We start from the raw sequence: 15,202 nt of genomic DNA, 5'->3' as shown, positions 1-15,202 counted from the left end.
ACAACAAACGCCGTGGCAACCGGGCATCCCGTAGCAGCTGCCTCGCTTGGGCTCGACAGCTGCTACGTTGAGTGGGGTTTTATCAGGCCGGAACGCCCAGGATGATATGGGACGCCTTGATCACCGCCGTGGCGCTCACGCCCGGCTTCAACCCCAGCTCGGCCACCGCGTCGCGGGTCACGATGGAAAACACCTTCGAACCACCCGCCAACTCGATCACCACTTCCGCATTCACCGCGCCGTCATTCACGCTCAGCACCTTGCCTTCCAGGCAGTTGCGGGCCGACAGGCGGATGTCGCTGGATTCGGTCATCAACATCACCCACGGCGCCTTGATCAGCGCGACCGCTTCCTTGCCTACGGCAATGCCCAGGTTGCGGATGCTTTCCATGGTCACCACCGCCACCAACTGCTCGCCACCGGGCAGGGTCAACACCACTTCGGCGTTGACCGCGCCGTCCTGGACCTGGCTGACCTGGCCTTTGAATACGTTGCGTGCACTGACTTTCATGGGAACGGTCCTTTTCTTGACTTATAGGTTAGGAATTGCCGCGCATGATTAAACGTTGCGTTGTGTAAAAACAACTATAGCGCCCTGCCCTGCCTGGAACCCCACGCCAATAAAGAAGGCCGCCCAATGGGCGGCCTTCATCTGGAGCAGTTACCGACGACTGATTAAAACAGCGCGTAGGTGTAGTTGAAGATCAGGCGAGTCTGATCCTGGTCGGCGGTGCCGGTGTTATGGCCGTGGTAGCTGCCGGTACGGAACGTAGTACCGAAGCCTTTCAGCGGGCCTTCCTGCACGACGTAATCAAGACGGAAATCGGTTTCGCGTTCCGACTGATCGCTGCCACCGGCAACCTTGGCCTTGATGTCGCTGCCGTTCAGGTAGGCAATCGAGGCTTTCAGGCCCGGCACCAGGGTTCTGAAGTCATACAGGTACTGACCGAAATTGACCTGCTCGCCCGCACGGGAGAACTGGCCAACCACCGCGTCGGTGAACAGGTAGAAGTCGGAACCGGCCGCGCCTTGGGCGGTTGGATCGGCGATGCTGCCCTGGTTGACCCAGACGAAGCCACCGTCATCACTCACGCCGATATGGCCGAGCATCAACTGGCTGCCGCCCAACTGATAGGTGAAGGCAGCACTGTAGGTTTTGTTGTCGACTTCACCGGCGTGCTTGGCATAGCCGCCGTTGTTGTTGAACGCATAGCCGGCCGAACCGTTTTTGCCGTCGCTGGTGCTGTCGAAATAACGCAGGTCGGTCTTGAACGACTGGTCATTGCCCAACGGCAATACGTGGACCAGGCCGAAATAGTTCTGTTTGTAGAAGTCTTCCAGGTTGGCGTAGTAGTACTGCAACGTCAGGTTTTTAGCGATGACGTTGTCAGAAGAACCAAACGGCTGGTAGTCGACACCACCGAAACGGAAGCTGTCGCTGTCGCGAGTGGCACCGGCCACGCTCAAGCCCGTGGAGTTGCTCGATGCACGACCTTCAGCCTTGTTCAGCTCGCCGCCGGTGAAGGTGACGTTGGGAATGTCCTTGGAAGTCAGGATGCCGCCGTCAAAGGTCTGCGGCGCGGCACGGCTGTCGTTGGACACCAGGATCGGCAGGATCGGCGCCAAACCACCGCCCACGTGCAATTCAGTCTGGGAAATACGGAATTTAACGTTGCCGGCTGCGCGACCGAAGCTGTCAGCAGGCTCGGTGCCATTGTTCTTCACCGGGAAGAAGCTGTTGCCGTTACCCGACAGGCCATTGCCCGCTGCGTGGCCATCGCCACCGTCCAGACGCAACGCGCCGAAAGCCATCACGTCGAAACCTACGCCGACGGTGCCCTGGGTGTAACCGGATTTATAGTCGAAACGCAGTACTTGAGCCGCTTCCCGCAGGTCGTTCGCCGTGCCGGAGTGAACGTCGGCGTTGTAGTACATGGTGCGCGAACTGATCGAAGAATGACTGTCTTCGAGGAAGCCGCTATGGCCGTCACCCGTGCCGAGTGAGCCAAGACCAAAGCCGTCTGCGCTGGCGTGTTGTGCAAGGACAGCCGCCGTGATGGCCAACGCTAATGTAGAGAGTTTCATTTACTGCGCCCCTGTGAACATTATTTTTTTACTGTCCTTCGAGCGAATACCGTTGCGGCCCTGCAAACGCTGCGGATTGTGGCATGGGGCCGATGGCGCAGATTGTGAAATTTTTGTCATGTACCGATGAAAAAACCGTCATGAAAAGGCCGTACAAGCCGGCCTTTTTCGAGGGTTGAATGGCCTGCAGTTGTACGACAACCGCTACAGCGCCGTGCGTTGATCAGGCTGGAGTCGGTGGCGAAAATGCGAGAAATGGTAGGCAACCGCCAGCCACATAAACCATGCAGGCATCACGCAAAGGGCCAGGCGGGTATCTGGGCGAAGTGCCAGTAGGCAAAGTACGAACGCCAGGAAGCCAAGTGAAACCCACGCCAACGGTACGCCTCCGGGCATTTTGTAGAGGGATTTTTCATGTAGCTCCGGGCACTTTTTCCGATAGGCGATGTAGGACGCCAGGATGGTCGACCAGGTAAAGATCACCAGGATCGCCGAAACAGTGGAGACGATGGTAAAGGCCGTCATCACTTCCGGGACTATAAACAGCAGCAACAAGCCCAGCAGCATCAGGAAGGTGGTAAACGCCAGGCTGATAAACGGCACGCTGTTTTTCGACAGTCGTCGGAATATCCCGGGTGCGTCTCCCAGGTCCGCCAGGCCGAACAACATACGACTCGCCGAAAACACCCCGCTGTTGGCCGAAGAAGCCGCTGAGGTCAGTACCACGAAATTCACAATCCCGGCGGCGGCGGGAAAGCCGGCCACCAGGAACAGCTCGACAAAGGGGCTCTTGCTGGGCGACACCTGCTCCCAGGATGTCACCGCAATGATGCAGGCCAAGGCCAGCACGTAGAACAGGATGATCCGCAGCGGAATCGAGTTGATTGCCTTGGGCAGTGTCTTCTCCGGCGAACGGGTTTCGGCCGCCGCCGTGCCGATCAACTCGGTACCGGCAAACGAGAAGATCGCCATCTGGAACCCGGCAAAGAAGCCGAACACGCCATTGGGAAACGCCGCCTGTTTATCCAGCAAATGATTCAGGGAAGCCGTGACGCCGGTGGGCGACACAAACGAGCTGGCAATCAACACCACGCTCACACTGATCAGGGTCACCACGGCGATGATCTTGATGATCGCAAACCAGAACTCCACCTCGCCGAACAGCCGCACCGTCAGCACATTCAAGGCAAACAGGGTCAGCAGCATTGCAATCGCCGGTATCCAGGCCGGCACGTGCGGGAACCAGTACTGGAAAAAGCCCCCGACCACCACCGCATCCCCCACCACCGCCACGCTCCAGCTCAGCCAGTACGACCAGCCAAGAAAAAACGCCGCACGCGGCCCCAGGTAGGCACCGGCAAAGTCGGCGAAGCTCTTGAAGTTCAGGTTGGACAGCAGCAGCTCACCCATGGCGCGCATCACGAAATACACAAACAGCCCGATGATCATGTAGATCAGGATGATCGAGGTGCCGGACAGCGCGATGATCTTGCCCGAGCCCATGAACAGGCCGGTGCCGATCGCACCGCCCATGGCCATCAGTTGGATATGGCGGTTGTTGAGGGTGCGTTGCAAAGCGGGCTTTTCAATCAGCCCGGGCACGGTTGTTTTCATCACAAAACCTCTTGTTATGTTTTTGAGTTTTGGCAGAAAAAAGTCAGGCGTTGTTTATTGTTGGAATGGCATCGGGATCAGGCGTGTTTGTTCTCGAAACCGTGCAGCACGTTGACCGCGTTGATGCCGATTTCATCGACCATGTAGCCGCCTTCCATCACAAACAGCGTGGGCACGCCGACGCTGGCGATGATCTCGCCGATGCCGAGGAAGTCGCGGCTTTCCAGCAGGAAATGGCTGATGGGGTCGTCCTTGAAGGTGTCGACGCCGAGGGAAATCACCAGCACTTGCGGCGAGAACGTTCTGAGTTGATTGCAGGCGTCGAGCAACGCTTCTTTGTAGGTGCTCCACCCAGTGTTTTTCGCCAGCGGGTAGTTCAGGTTCAACCCCTCGCCCGCCCCGGCACCGCGCTCGGCACTGAAGCCCGAATAGTAGGGATACGACACGGACGGATCGCCATGCAGCGAGACGAACATCACGTCGCTGCGGTCATAGAAGATGTTCTGCGTGCCGTTGCCGTGGTGGAAATCCACGTCCAGCACCGCGACCCGTTTGGCGCCTTGGGTGATCGCCTGTTGCGCGGCAATGGCTGCGTTATTCAGGTAGCAATAACCGCCCATGTATTCCCGCGCCGCATGGTGGCCCGGTGGCCGGCACAGGGCGAAGGCGCTGTTGTGGCCTTCATCAATCAATGCCAGGCCGGTGAGCGCGATATCGGCGCTGGTCTTCACCGCTTCCCAGGTGGTGCTGGTGATCGGTGAACCGGCATCCATCGCGAAAAACCCGAGCTTGCCGTCGATGAATTCCGGCACCTGCTCATTGGCCAGGTCCCGCACCGGCCACACCAGCGGCAAGGCGTCATGGGCACGGCCAATCGCCGTCCATTCGGCCCAGGCGGTTTCCAGGAAGGACACGTAGCGTTCGCTGTGGGCATTGACGTAACAGGCCCGGTCGAACGTGCGCGGCACGATGATATCGCCCAGCCCAACGTGCTTGACCCGATCACGCACCGTGTCGGCGCGGCTGGGTTGTTCGAAGGACGGCTTGAGCACGCCATCCTTGAGTTCGGTGCCATGGTGCAAACGATGAGAGTCGCTGAAAACAGTCAACATGAAAGACATCCACCCGTGAAAGACAGGTGATTATTTTGTTCTGGCTGCGGTGGGCTTTCTTTGCTTTTACGTGCGCCGATGCTAGCGTAATCGGGATTTTTTACCCCAAAGAGCCGCCATGAAGAAAAATAAAACCAGACAGGTCGCACTTGACGACACCGATCTCGCCATCCTCGCCTTGCTGCAGGAAGACGCGAGTATTTCCAACGCCGAACTCAGCGAGCGCCTGTCACTGAGCCTCACTCCATGCTGGCGACGGCGCAAGCGGCTGGAGGAAGAAGGCGTGATCAAGGACTACCAGGCCAACCTCGATCGCAAGATGCTGGGCCTGGAGATCATGGCGTTTGTGCATGTGCGGTTTGCCGTGCATTCCGACCATACGCCAGAGGACTTTGAGGCCGTGATCAAGGAGCTGCCGCAGGTGCAGTCCTGCCACAAGATCACCGGGGATGCGGATTATCTGCTGCAGGTGCTGGCGGAGGATCTGGACGCCTACAGCGATTTTGTGGAGAGCGTGTTGCGGCGGCAGTTGGGGATTGCGTCGATTCAGTCGAGCCTGGCGTTGCGGGAGGTGAAGGCGACAAGTCGGGTGGCCATTCCGGGGCGGGTGGGGAAGTGATCCGATGCAAATACCATTGTGGCGAGGGAGCTTGCTCCCGTTGGACTGCGTAGCGGTCCTTTCTTTGGACGCGCTTAGCACCCCGGCAGGAGCAAGCTCCCTCGCTACAGGTCAAGCCATATCCCTGTAGTGTTTCCAACAAACAGCCGAAATCTGCCTTTACATGTAGCATTTACTACCAATACACTCATTCTCGCCAAGCCGTAGCAAAAACAACAAGGCGAGATATGACCAACTTACGTGACAAACTCACCGACGCCGCACTCAGCCCTACGCCTTCCGAGCGCAAGGTGATCCGTGCCCTCCTCGACCACTATCCACGCAGCGGCCTCGGTTCCATGGCGCGCCTGGCCGAACACGCCGGGGTCAGCGACCCGACCATCATGCGGTTGGTGAAGAAGCTCGGCTTCGGTGGCTATGCCGAATTCCAGGACGCCTTGCTCAGCGAAATGGACCACCGCCTGCGGTCCCCAATCACCCTGCTGCAACCCCGGGCGCACTCGTCCCAGGATGACGCCTGGGCCACTTACCTGCACGACTGCAACCGCGCCCTTCAGGAAACCCAGGCCCTGACCCAACCCGAAGACGTGCGCGTACTCACCGAATGGCTGCTGGATACCAAACACCAGGTGTTCTGCTTCGGCGGCCGGCTCAGCAGTTTTCTCGCGGGCTACCTGGTGAATCACTTGCGCCTGTTGCGTCCGGGCTGTCATTCCCTGGAAGACAACGCCCAGTTACCCGACCGAATCCATGACATCCAGCGCCAGGACCTGGTGCTGCTGTTCGACTACCGCCGCTACCAGACCCAGGCCTTGCGCGTGGCAACCGCCGCCAAGGCGCGGGGCGCGCGGGTGGTGTTGTTCACCGACATTTATGCCTCGCCGCTGCGGGAATTGGCCGACTTGATCATCAGCTCCCCAGTGGAATCGGTGTCGGCCTTTGACACGATGGTGCCCGCCCTCGCGCAGGTAGAAGCCCTGATCGCCACCCTCACACAACACAGCAATGGCCTGGATGCCCGCCTGGAAGGGATCGATGCCCTTCGCACGGAATTCGCCGCTCACCTTTTGGAGGAAAAATAACAATGTTCACGCTCCCCCATCATTCGCCCCGCGATCTTCCGTTCACCGCGGGCAACACCGCCTTGCTGCTGGTGGACATGCAACGTGCCTGGCTCGACCCGGCACTCGACCCGCATTTGCAGGGCCCGCACGCAGCATATTTCCTGGGTCGTGCTCGGGAAACGGTGATCCCCAATCAAGTCCGGCTGTTGAATGCGGTGCGCGAAGCCCGGCAAAACGTGCTGCACACCATCATCGAAAGCCTCACGGCGGATGGCCGCGATCGCTCGCTGGATCACAAGCTGTCGGACATGCATTTGCCCAAGGGCAGCTACCAGGCCGGCGTGATTGACGAGTTGACGCCCATTGAAAATGAAATCGTGCTGCCCAAGACGTCGTCCGGGGTCTTCAACTCCACCAACATCGATTACGTGCTGCGCAATCTGGAAACCCGGCACCTGATCATCGCCGGCATCGTTACCGACCAGTGCGTCGACATGGCCGTGCGTGACGCCGCAGACCGTGGCTATCTGGTGACCCTGATCGAAGATGCCTGCGCCACTTACACCTTCGAACGGCATCACGCGTGCCTCGAGGCGATCAAGGGTTATTGCTGGATCACCGACACCCAAACCGTGATCAACCGTTTGCAGGAGTTGCGCCCGTGAGCCTGATCCAGCCAACGGCAATGACCACTATCGTCACCACCGACCTGATTGGTGTGACTCGCGGACGTTCGTTTCCCACGGACGAGCTTGAGAGTTATCAGCAAGCCGGTGTGGGTTGGGTGCCGGCCAACAGTGCGCTGACGCCTCAGGACCGGGTGGCGGAGAATAATCCCTGGGGCTCCTGCGGCGATTTGCGCCTGATCCCGGACATGAATACCCGCGTGCAGGTGCCCAACGGCCCGGACGCCAATGCGCCGGGCCTGGATTTTATCCACGCCGATATCTGCGAAACCGACGGCCAGCCCTGGGCGGCCTGCCCGCGCACGATGTTGCGCAACGAGATCCAGCGTTATCGCGACGAGCTGGGGCTTGAGGTGACTGCCGCGTTCGAACATGAGTTCAACCTCGGCTACAAGGCCCCTGACAACGCTCACCATGCCTTCTCGCTTTCCGCCCAGCATCACGCCGCGTCTTTCGGCGGCTGGCTGTTGAGCGCGCTGAAGGCGGCCGGCGTCGAACCGGAGATGTTTTTGCCGGAGTATGGCAAGGCGCAATACGAAGTCACCTGCCGTCCCACTCAAGGTGTGGCCGCAGCCGATCGCGCGGTGAATGTGCGGGAGATCACCCGTGAAATCGCGCGCCAGATGGGCCTGGATATCAGCTTCTCGCCCAAGCTCGAAGCCGATGGCGTGAGCAACGGCGTGCACCTGCATATCAGCTTGCAGGATCCAGCCGGAAACGCGGTGATGTACGACGCGCAAAGCAGCAACGGGCTGTCCGAAAAAGGCCGGCAGTGGGCGGCGGGCGTGTTGAAATTCCTGCCCGCGTTATGCGCCTTCAGCGCGCCCACGCCGATTTCCTACCTGCGCTTGAAGCCTCATCACTGGAGTGCGTCCTACGCCAACCTGGGCCAGCGCAATCGCGAAGCGTCACTGCGGATTTGCCCGACCATCACCATCGGCGGCAAGTCCCCGGCCAGGCAATACAACCTGGAGTTCCGCCCGCTGGACGCAACCGCCTCACCGCACCTGAGCATGGCCGCCGTGCTGATTGCCGGCCGCCTGGGCCTCCAGCAAAAGCTCACGCTGGACAGTTCCTCCGATGAAGACCCGGAGTCCATGAGCGATGAACAACGCCAGGCGCGGCATATCCTCGCCCTGCCCGACACCCTAGAAGACGCCCTCGCCAGCCTGCGCAACAACCCGCAGTTGCTGGACCAATTGCCGCCACTGCTGATGGATGCCTACTTCGCCCTGAAAGCCGAAGAGCTCAAATCCACCGAGAAACTGACGCCTGCCGAACTCTGTGATCACTATGCCCGCCTTTACTGATTCCCCCGAACACGGCCTGTTCAAGAAACCGGTATACCGGGTCAGCCGGCAAGAGTCCGAGCACCCGGTGATTCTGGTTTGCGAACATGCCAGTTCCTACATCCCCACGGAACTGAACGCCCTGGGCCTGAACGATGAAGCGGCAAAGGAGCATATCGCCTGGGACATCGGTGCGCTGAAACTGGCGGAACGACTCTCGAGGGCCCTGGATGCCACGTTGATCTCGGCCGCCTATTCGCGCTTGCTGATCGACCTCAATCGCCCGCTGGAAGCCCCCGACAGCATTCCGCCACGCAGCGAAATCTACGACGTGCCAGGCAACCGGGAACTTCCTGACATCGTTCGCCAGTATCGCCAGGAGCGCTTGTTCACACCCTTTCACCAGCGCTTGAGCGCCCTGATCGATGCGCGACTGGCGCAAGGTCGCGAAGTGCGCATCGTGGCCGTCCACAGCTTCACCCCGATTTACCACGGCCAACCCCGCCCGCTCGAGGCCGGCGTGTTGTTTGCCGGCGCCGCCGCCTATGCCGAAGGGATTCTGCAAGGGTTGGCCGCCCAGGGCTTGAACGTTGCCGCCAACCAGCCTTACGAAGTGGATGTGCTCGGTGACATGACCGTGCCGTTCCACGGTGATCAGCGCGGCATTGAGGCCGTGCTGCTGGAGGTCAGGAACGACCTGCTGCGAACGCCCCATGCGCTGCAGTCATGGGCGGACTATCTGGCTCCACTGCTGTAGCTGCTGTTGGCTGGACCGGTCTTACAACTATAAAAAAACCGCCTGGGCGTCTTTTAACCTGCCGGGTTCAAGAACATGTTCGGCCGCTTTGGCGGCTGCGCATTCGCCTTACTTCATACGGAAGTACCCCATCATGGCAATTGAAGAGTTTGGCTATAAACAAGAACTGAAGCGCAGCCTGTCCCTTACGGACCTGGTGATCTACGGGATGATCTTCATGATCCCCATCGCGCCCTTTGGCGTGTATGGCTATGTGAACAGCGAAGCGCCCGGCATGGTACCGCTGGCCTATATCGTCGGCATGGTGGCAATGCTGTTTACCGCGTTGAGCTACGGCAGCATGGCGCGGGCGTTCCCGATTGCCGGCTCGGTGTATTCCTACGCCCAGCGCGGGCTGAATCCAGGTGTCGGGTTTATTGCCGGTTGGCTGCTGTTGCTCGATTACCTGCTGATCCCGCCGTTGCTGTATATCTATGCCGCGATTGCGCTGAACCACTTGTACCCCGAGATTCCGAAGACCGCATTTATCCTGGCGTTCCTGGTCAGTGCCACCCTGGTCAACCTGCGCGGTATGACGTTTACCGCGCGCATGAACATCGTGTTCCTGCTGGCGCAACTGGTGGTGCTGGGGATTTTCCTAGTGTGTGCCTGGAAGGCTCTGCACGGGGGTGCCGGCAACGGCCACCTGACGCTGGCGCCGCTGTACAACCCCACAGGATTCAACTTTGGGTTGCTGATGCAGGGCGTTTCAATCGCGGTGCTGTCGTTCCTGGGCTTTGACGCGATTTCCACCCTGGCGGAAGAAACCAGAGGCGATGCCGGGCGCAGTGTGGGCCGGGCCGCGCTGATCAGTTTGCTGGTGATGGGCGCGATTTTCGTGGCGCAAACCTGGCTGGCAACCGACCTTGCGGCAGGCATGGGCTTCACGTCCGCCGACTCGGCTTTTTACGAAATTGCAGCCATTGCCGGCGGCAGCTGGCTGGCTTCGCTGACGGCGATTGCCACGGCGTTGGCGTGGGGTGTGGCGGTGTCCATCACCTCGCAGGCAGCAGTGTCGCGACTGCTGTTCGGCATGGCCCGGGATGGCAAGCTTCCGGGAACCCTGGCCAGGGTCCATCCGAAATACAGCACGCCATACCTGAGCATTTACCTGGTGGGCGTGCTGTCGCTGGTCATCTGCTACTTCTTCATCGACACCGTGGACACCCTCACCTCACTGGTGAATTTCGGCGCCCTGAGCGGCTTCATGATCCTGCACATCACCGTGATCAACTACTACTGGCGGCGCATGCAGTCGCGCAATGTGTGGCGGCACCTGATCACGCCGGTGCTGGGCTTTGTGATCACCTTCGCGATCATGTTCAACATGGGACTGCAGGCACAGAAGCTCGGGATTGCCTGGGTCGTGATCGGGCTGGTCTACCTGTGGTTCCTCAGCCGCAAGGGCGCGAGCCTGGTGCTGTCCAAGGACATCTGACGGCTAGCGCAGTGACTGCTGCAGAAACTCACTGATCAAGCTGAGTACCTGCTGCTGGATCTGCGGCTTGGGACGAGCACCCTTGGCATCCAGGCAAATGAAGCCTTCGCCGGGGTCGCTCTGTTCAATCCGCTCCACCGCGCCCGGCTTGCAGATGGGCAGGAAGCTGAAGTGCGTGGCGTCGCTGATTTCCACGTAGCGCGAAGTCTTCTGCGGCAGGCGCTTGGCCAAGTCGGCCGACTCGAGTGCGGCGGGCAATTCCGGCGACGGTGTGCCCGCCGCAATCACCAGCGTGGGGCGGTTCAGCGCCGCGAGGCTGGCATCGCTGAAGCCGCGGGCGAATCCCAGGTCCAGGGAAACAATGGCCGCCACGCGCGGGTCGCTCAAGTCACCGGCCAGTCGCTGCCTCGCCTGCTCGGTGCGACCAACCTCAAGTTGTTCGTAGGCCTTGCAAGGGGCAATTTCCGGATGCAACTTGCAGTCCTCGGTAAAGCGCTGCGGATCAAAGCGGGCACCGCCGACTTCGAGTGCGGTCCAGCCACCGAGGGAGTGCCCGACGACGGCGATCTTGCGTTGGGCCACCGCGCCGAAGCGTTTCGGCTGGGCAATCACGGCATCAATCACCCGATGGATATCCAGGGGCCGTTTCCACAGCTCGGAAGCGGCCGGCTGTGTGCGGTCCTTGCTGGTGGTGCCGGGGTGGTTGGGCGAGGCGACGATGTAACCCTGCCCGGCCAACGCGCTGGCGAGCCAGGACTGGTTGATCCAGTTGCCGAAGATGCCGTGGGAGATCACCACCAACGGATGCTCGCCGGCAGCCGGTGCAGCGTCCTTCAAGGCCGGCGCGCCGACAAACACCGGATTGTCAGCAATCAGTTCTGGTGTGCCGGAAGCATGGGTCGGGTACCACACCGCCACCTGCAACGGCCTGCCGTGCTCCGCGTCGGGAATCACAATTTCCTGGAACCCGGTCCTCATCTCACTGGCCTGAGCCAGCCCGGTGACAACCATCAACAACAGCGCAGCACACAGCGTTTTCATCCTTGAGTTCCCTAAGTGGCTAAGCGCCATATTCTGGCATGCCCGTAATGGGAAAGCAGGTGGGAAATCAATGCGCGTATAAACCTTCAGGCTATGGCAACTATCCGAATGGTACGTCTACCATGTAGTCACACTCCTTTCAGATAGCCCCCAATGATCAAAGCCAGCCTGCGTAGTCACCTGACCCTCTGGTTTGCCGGTTTGTCGCTGCTCACCCTGGTGAGCGTAGGGTTCTACGTTGGGCACATCGCTACCGAGCAAATGAAACTGGCCAGTGGCAATGCCTTGTTGAGCACTGCCCGCTCCACCGCCGCGCTACTGGCGGTGCAGCTGCGTGAACGCCAGCTCGAAGTGTCGCTGCTCAGCCGCGCACCGCTGTTCAGACGGGGCAACCTGGACGATCCGGACATACTGACCTCCATGGAACAACGCACCCAGTCCCGCGCCGAGTACGCGTGGATGGGCGTCGCCGACACAGACGGGCGTGTGCGCCAGGCGGTGAATGGGCTGCTGGTCAACCAATCCGTAACGGCACGGCCCTGGTTCCAGGCCGGTTTGCAGGGCAACTACACCGGCGATCCCCACGAGGCGGTATTGCTTGCCAAGCTGCTGCCGGGCTCCAACGGTGAGCCCTGGCGCTTCATCGACTTTGCCGCACCGATTCGCAATGCCGGGGGCCAGGTGATCGGCGTACTGGGGGCTCACGCCCACTGGACGTGGGTGACACAAATTGTCGAAGCGGCCAAAGGCAATACGCCGGACATCGAGGCGCTGATCATCGACAACGACGGCAAGGTGCTCTACCCGGAACAACTGGCCGGCCAGCAACTGCCCCAGGACCGCCTGGCCAATGACACCGGCTGGTCGGTCGACAACGGCTACGTGACCAGCGCCGTGGCGGTGCCCAGCCCGTCGAATTCCAGCCTGACCTGGTACATCGTGATGCGCCAGCCGCTGGAAATCGCCCTGCACCCTGCCCGCGTATTGCTCTACAAACTGCTGCTGTTGGGCGTCATTGCCGCGGTGATTTTCGGCTTCGTGGCGTATTACCTGGCGTCGTACCTCAGCCGGCCCATCGAAGAACTCGCGCGTTCAGCCAAGCAGGTCCAAAACCAACAGCCTGGCGCGTATTTCCCTCAAGACCATTTCGTACTGGAAATCGCCCAGCTCGGGCGCTCCATCAAGGGCATGACCCAATCGCTGCTTGGCAAAGAGCGCGAACTGCAGGACACCAATGCGTCCCTGGAAGCCACCGTCGCCCAGCGTACTGCCGCCCTCACCCAGGCCAATGCCGAGCTGTTGAACCTGGCCAGCCATGACGCCCTGACCGGCGTCTACAACCGTCGGCGCTTCGATGAAAAACTGGCGGAGTACAGCCTGCTGTTCCAGCGCAGCGGGCGCGCGTTTGCCTTGCTGCTGATCGACGTTGATCATTTCAAGCGGATCAACGATACCCATGGGCATGCCGTCGGGGACGATGTACTGCGCCAGCTCGCGCAGTTGATTCAGGACGCCACCCGCGCCACTGACTTCGTCGCCCGTTACGGCGGTGAAGAGTTTGCGGTGCTGTTGCCGGAAGTCGAAGCGCCGGACAGCCCGGATGTGGTGGCCGAGAAGATTCGCGCGGCAATTGCCGGAGCGTATTTCGAGACCGTTGGGCAGGTCACGGTGAGTATTGGCGTCGGACTCGTTGAAGCGTCGGACAGCGACACCACAGTGCTGATCAAGCGTGCGGATCAGCAGTTGTATCGGGCCAAGTCGTCGGGGCGCAATCGCGTGGCGTGACGGTGTAGTGCGTCATGAGCCTTTCCAGAAAGCCACAACGCTCTTGATTAAATATCGACAGCCGCGCGCCCATGACCGTAATCTGCCCCACGAACGATGAACACAACGTATGCAGGTCATCAATGGCTGAGGTGCTGGACCGTTTCGACCAATGGCTGGCTCGGTTCGGCAAGCGTTACGTTCATCTGGACTCGGGAGATGACGATTTCCAGGGCTTTATCATCGATGCTGAACAGGTCGCGGCAACCATCGAGCTGGCGCGTTTCGCCGGTATCAACGCCAGTCTTGAGAGTTTCTGATTTCAGGTAAATATCCATGTCCATCACCGACAACCTGCTCGCCTTCACCTTCGCCGCCACGTTGCTCACGTTGACGCCCGGACTGGACACGGCCCTGGTATTGCGCACTGCAACGGTGGAGGGCAAGCAACAAGCCTTGCGCGCCACCCTGGGCATCAATGCCGGCTGCCTGCTGTGGGGTGCAGCGGTGGCCTTTGGGCTGGGCGCGTTGATTGCCGTGTCCGAGGTGGCCTTTAACGTCTTGAAGTACTGCGGCGCGGCTTACCTGGCGTGGCTGGGCTTGAACATGCTGGTGCGCCCGCGCAGTTCGCTGGCGTCCGTCGAGGCCGATGGAAAACCCGGTGCCAACTGGTTCCTGAAAGGCATGATGGGCAACGTGCTCAACCCCAAGATCGGGATTTTCTACGTGTCTTTCCTGCCGCAGTTCATTCCCCAGGGGCATCCGCTGGTGGCGTGGACGTTCGGGCTGGTGAGCATCCACGTGGTGATCAGCCTGGCCTGGTCACTGATACTGATCGGTGCCACGCAGCCATTGGCCGGCATGCTGCGGCGTGAAAAGGTGATCAAGTGGATGGACCGCACCACCGGCATGATATTCGTGCTGTTCGCGGCCCGGCTGGCCTTCAGCAAGCGCTGAAGTCAGCGCCGGTCCCGATGCCGTACCAGGCCTTCCAGGGTAAACCGCGCCTGCATCAGCACCACATCCCGCACCAGTTCCATTTCCTTCTGGCTCACTTCGGTCCAGTTCAAGGCGGAGAGCAGCTTGGGTTTCTGCACCCGAAACGCCAGGCCCTGGGTGAACAGCGCCATTGAGTGGATCACCGTGCGCTCGTCGTCAACGGCAAGGCCGGCAACGCGCGCGATCAGCAGGCGGATCACGTTGGCGATGCGCGCCTTGAAGCGTTCCTCGAACGCCATGGTCGCGCTTTCAGGGCAGAGCCCGGCTTGATGGCGATCAAGAAACGCTCGCCACGCGGTGGTCTGGGGACTGTCCTGGATCGTTGAAACCACCGCGCCGAGAATGCCCAGTGAGGCGTCGATCAACCTCTGATCGTCGACCCCGGGATCGGCCAGCGCACCTTCTGCGGCTTCAACGGTAGGCGCCATCTTTTGCCACAACAGCGTGATCAAGTGCTCGACGCATTCCAGGTACACGCCTTCCTTGCCATCGAAGTAGTACTGGATCGCGGGCGCATTGACGCCGGCAGCATTCGCGATGTCTCGCGTGGACGCGCCGTCGTAGCCACGCTCGCCAAATACCTCGACAGCCGCCTCGATAATGCGTGCGCGGGTTTCTTCACCCCGCTGATAACCCCCTTCGGCGGCCGGTTTGTGTCGTGCCATGTGCCACTCCATTTTTTTAACGTAACCAAA

The 15,202-nt window shown here is 60.4% G+C and carries 15 protein-coding genes; 9 read left to right on the top strand and 6 right to left on the bottom strand.

Features of this window, described 5'->3' with window-relative positions:
* Positions 1-82: 82 nt before the first annotated feature.
* The 4 genes from HX869_RS07020 to HX869_RS07005 all read right to left on the bottom strand — a co-directional run bounded on the left by HX869_RS07020 (position 83) and on the right by HX869_RS07005 (position 4,811).
* A complete protein-coding gene (locus tag HX869_RS07020) occupies positions 83-511 on the bottom strand; it encodes a molybdopterin-binding protein (protein WP_134326728.1) in 429 nt (142 codons plus the stop codon).
* Between the two features lie 164 nt (positions 512-675).
* Entirely contained in the window at positions 676-2,085 is a 1,410-nt protein-coding gene (locus HX869_RS07015) for an OprD family outer membrane porin (protein WP_023658889.1), read from the bottom strand.
* Between the two features lie 204 nt (positions 2,086-2,289).
* Complete coding sequence (locus HX869_RS07010; RefSeq protein WP_177022584.1) at positions 2,290-3,699, bottom strand: amino acid permease; 1,410 nt, start codon at positions 3,697-3,699, stop codon at positions 2,290-2,292.
* A gap of 77 nt (positions 3,700-3,776) precedes the next feature.
* Positions 3,777-4,811, bottom strand: coding sequence for a histone deacetylase family protein (locus HX869_RS07005; protein WP_178902916.1), 1,035 nt, complete (start codon positions 4,809-4,811; stop codon positions 3,777-3,779).
* A gap of 118 nt (positions 4,812-4,929) precedes the next feature.
* Here HX869_RS07005 and HX869_RS07000 point away from each other — a divergent pair, with 118 nt between their 5' ends.
* From HX869_RS07000 to HX869_RS06975, 6 genes are all read left to right on the top strand, one after another.
* Positions 4,930-5,430 (top strand): Lrp/AsnC family transcriptional regulator, encoded by a 501-nt coding sequence (locus HX869_RS07000; RefSeq protein ID WP_008436349.1) that lies wholly within the window; start codon positions 4,930-4,932, stop codon positions 5,428-5,430.
* A 227-nt stretch (positions 5,431-5,657) separates the two neighbouring features.
* Complete coding sequence (locus HX869_RS06995; RefSeq protein ID WP_003215184.1) at positions 5,658-6,512, top strand: MurR/RpiR family transcriptional regulator; 855 nt, start codon at positions 5,658-5,660, stop codon at positions 6,510-6,512.
* A 2-nt stretch (positions 6,513-6,514) separates the two neighbouring features.
* The gene (locus HX869_RS06990) at positions 6,515-7,159 is read left to right on the top strand and encodes an isochorismatase family cysteine hydrolase (protein WP_003215182.1); all 645 of its coding nucleotides are present in this window, start codon (positions 6,515-6,517) and stop codon (positions 7,157-7,159) included.
* Entirely contained in the window at positions 7,156-8,490 is a 1,335-nt protein-coding gene (locus HX869_RS06985; protein ID WP_338739499.1) for a glutamine synthetase family protein, read from the top strand. Before HX869_RS06990 ends, HX869_RS06985 begins: the two co-directional genes overlap by 4 nt.
* Positions 8,474-9,226 (top strand): N-formylglutamate amidohydrolase, encoded by a 753-nt coding sequence (locus HX869_RS06980; RefSeq protein WP_003215178.1) that lies wholly within the window; start codon positions 8,474-8,476, stop codon positions 9,224-9,226. The genes HX869_RS06985 and HX869_RS06980 overlap by 17 nt, the downstream gene beginning before the upstream one ends.
* 133 nt (positions 9,227-9,359) lie before the next feature.
* Positions 9,360-10,703 carry an APC family permease gene (locus HX869_RS06975; RefSeq protein WP_003215176.1) on the top strand — a complete coding sequence of 448 codons (1,344 nt, stop codon included), beginning with the start codon at positions 9,360-9,362 and terminating at the stop codon, positions 10,701-10,703.
* A gap of 3 nt (positions 10,704-10,706) precedes the next feature.
* Here the strand turns inward: HX869_RS06975 and HX869_RS06970 are convergent, their stop codons facing one another.
* On the bottom strand, positions 10,707-11,744 hold the full coding sequence (locus HX869_RS06970) for an alpha/beta fold hydrolase (protein ID WP_087695057.1): 1,038 nt from the start codon (positions 11,742-11,744) through the stop codon (positions 10,707-10,709).
* Between the two features lie 153 nt (positions 11,745-11,897).
* Here HX869_RS06970 and HX869_RS06965 point away from each other — a divergent pair, with 153 nt between their 5' ends.
* From HX869_RS06965 to HX869_RS06955, 3 genes are all read left to right on the top strand, one after another.
* Positions 11,898-13,529, top strand: a complete 1,632-nt coding sequence (locus tag HX869_RS06965; RefSeq protein ID WP_177080899.1) for a sensor domain-containing diguanylate cyclase — start codon at positions 11,898-11,900, stop codon at positions 13,527-13,529.
* A gap of 122 nt (positions 13,530-13,651) precedes the next feature.
* The gene (locus HX869_RS06960) at positions 13,652-13,828 is read left to right on the top strand and encodes a hypothetical protein (protein WP_174717785.1); all 177 of its coding nucleotides are present in this window, start codon (positions 13,652-13,654) and stop codon (positions 13,826-13,828) included.
* Positions 13,829-13,844: 16 nt separating this feature from the next.
* Positions 13,845-14,465: a LysE family translocator gene (locus HX869_RS06955; RefSeq protein ID WP_087695055.1), complete on the top strand. Its 621-nt coding sequence runs from the start codon at positions 13,845-13,847 to the stop codon at positions 14,463-14,465.
* Positions 14,466-14,467: 2 nt separating this feature from the next.
* Here the strand turns inward: HX869_RS06955 and HX869_RS06950 are convergent, their stop codons facing one another.
* Positions 14,468-15,172, bottom strand: coding sequence for a CerR family C-terminal domain-containing protein (locus tag HX869_RS06950; protein ID WP_177009446.1), 705 nt, complete (start codon positions 15,170-15,172; stop codon positions 14,468-14,470).
* Positions 15,173-15,202: the final 30 nt, after the last annotated feature.

The sequence above is a fragment of the Pseudomonas sp. P7779 genome, from assembly GCF_013386315.1.
Taxonomy (GTDB): Bacteria; Pseudomonadota; Gammaproteobacteria; order Pseudomonadales; family Pseudomonadaceae; genus Aquipseudomonas.
Note: the sequence above shows the minus strand (reverse complement) of the source record. Positions and strands in the feature narration are given on the sequence as shown.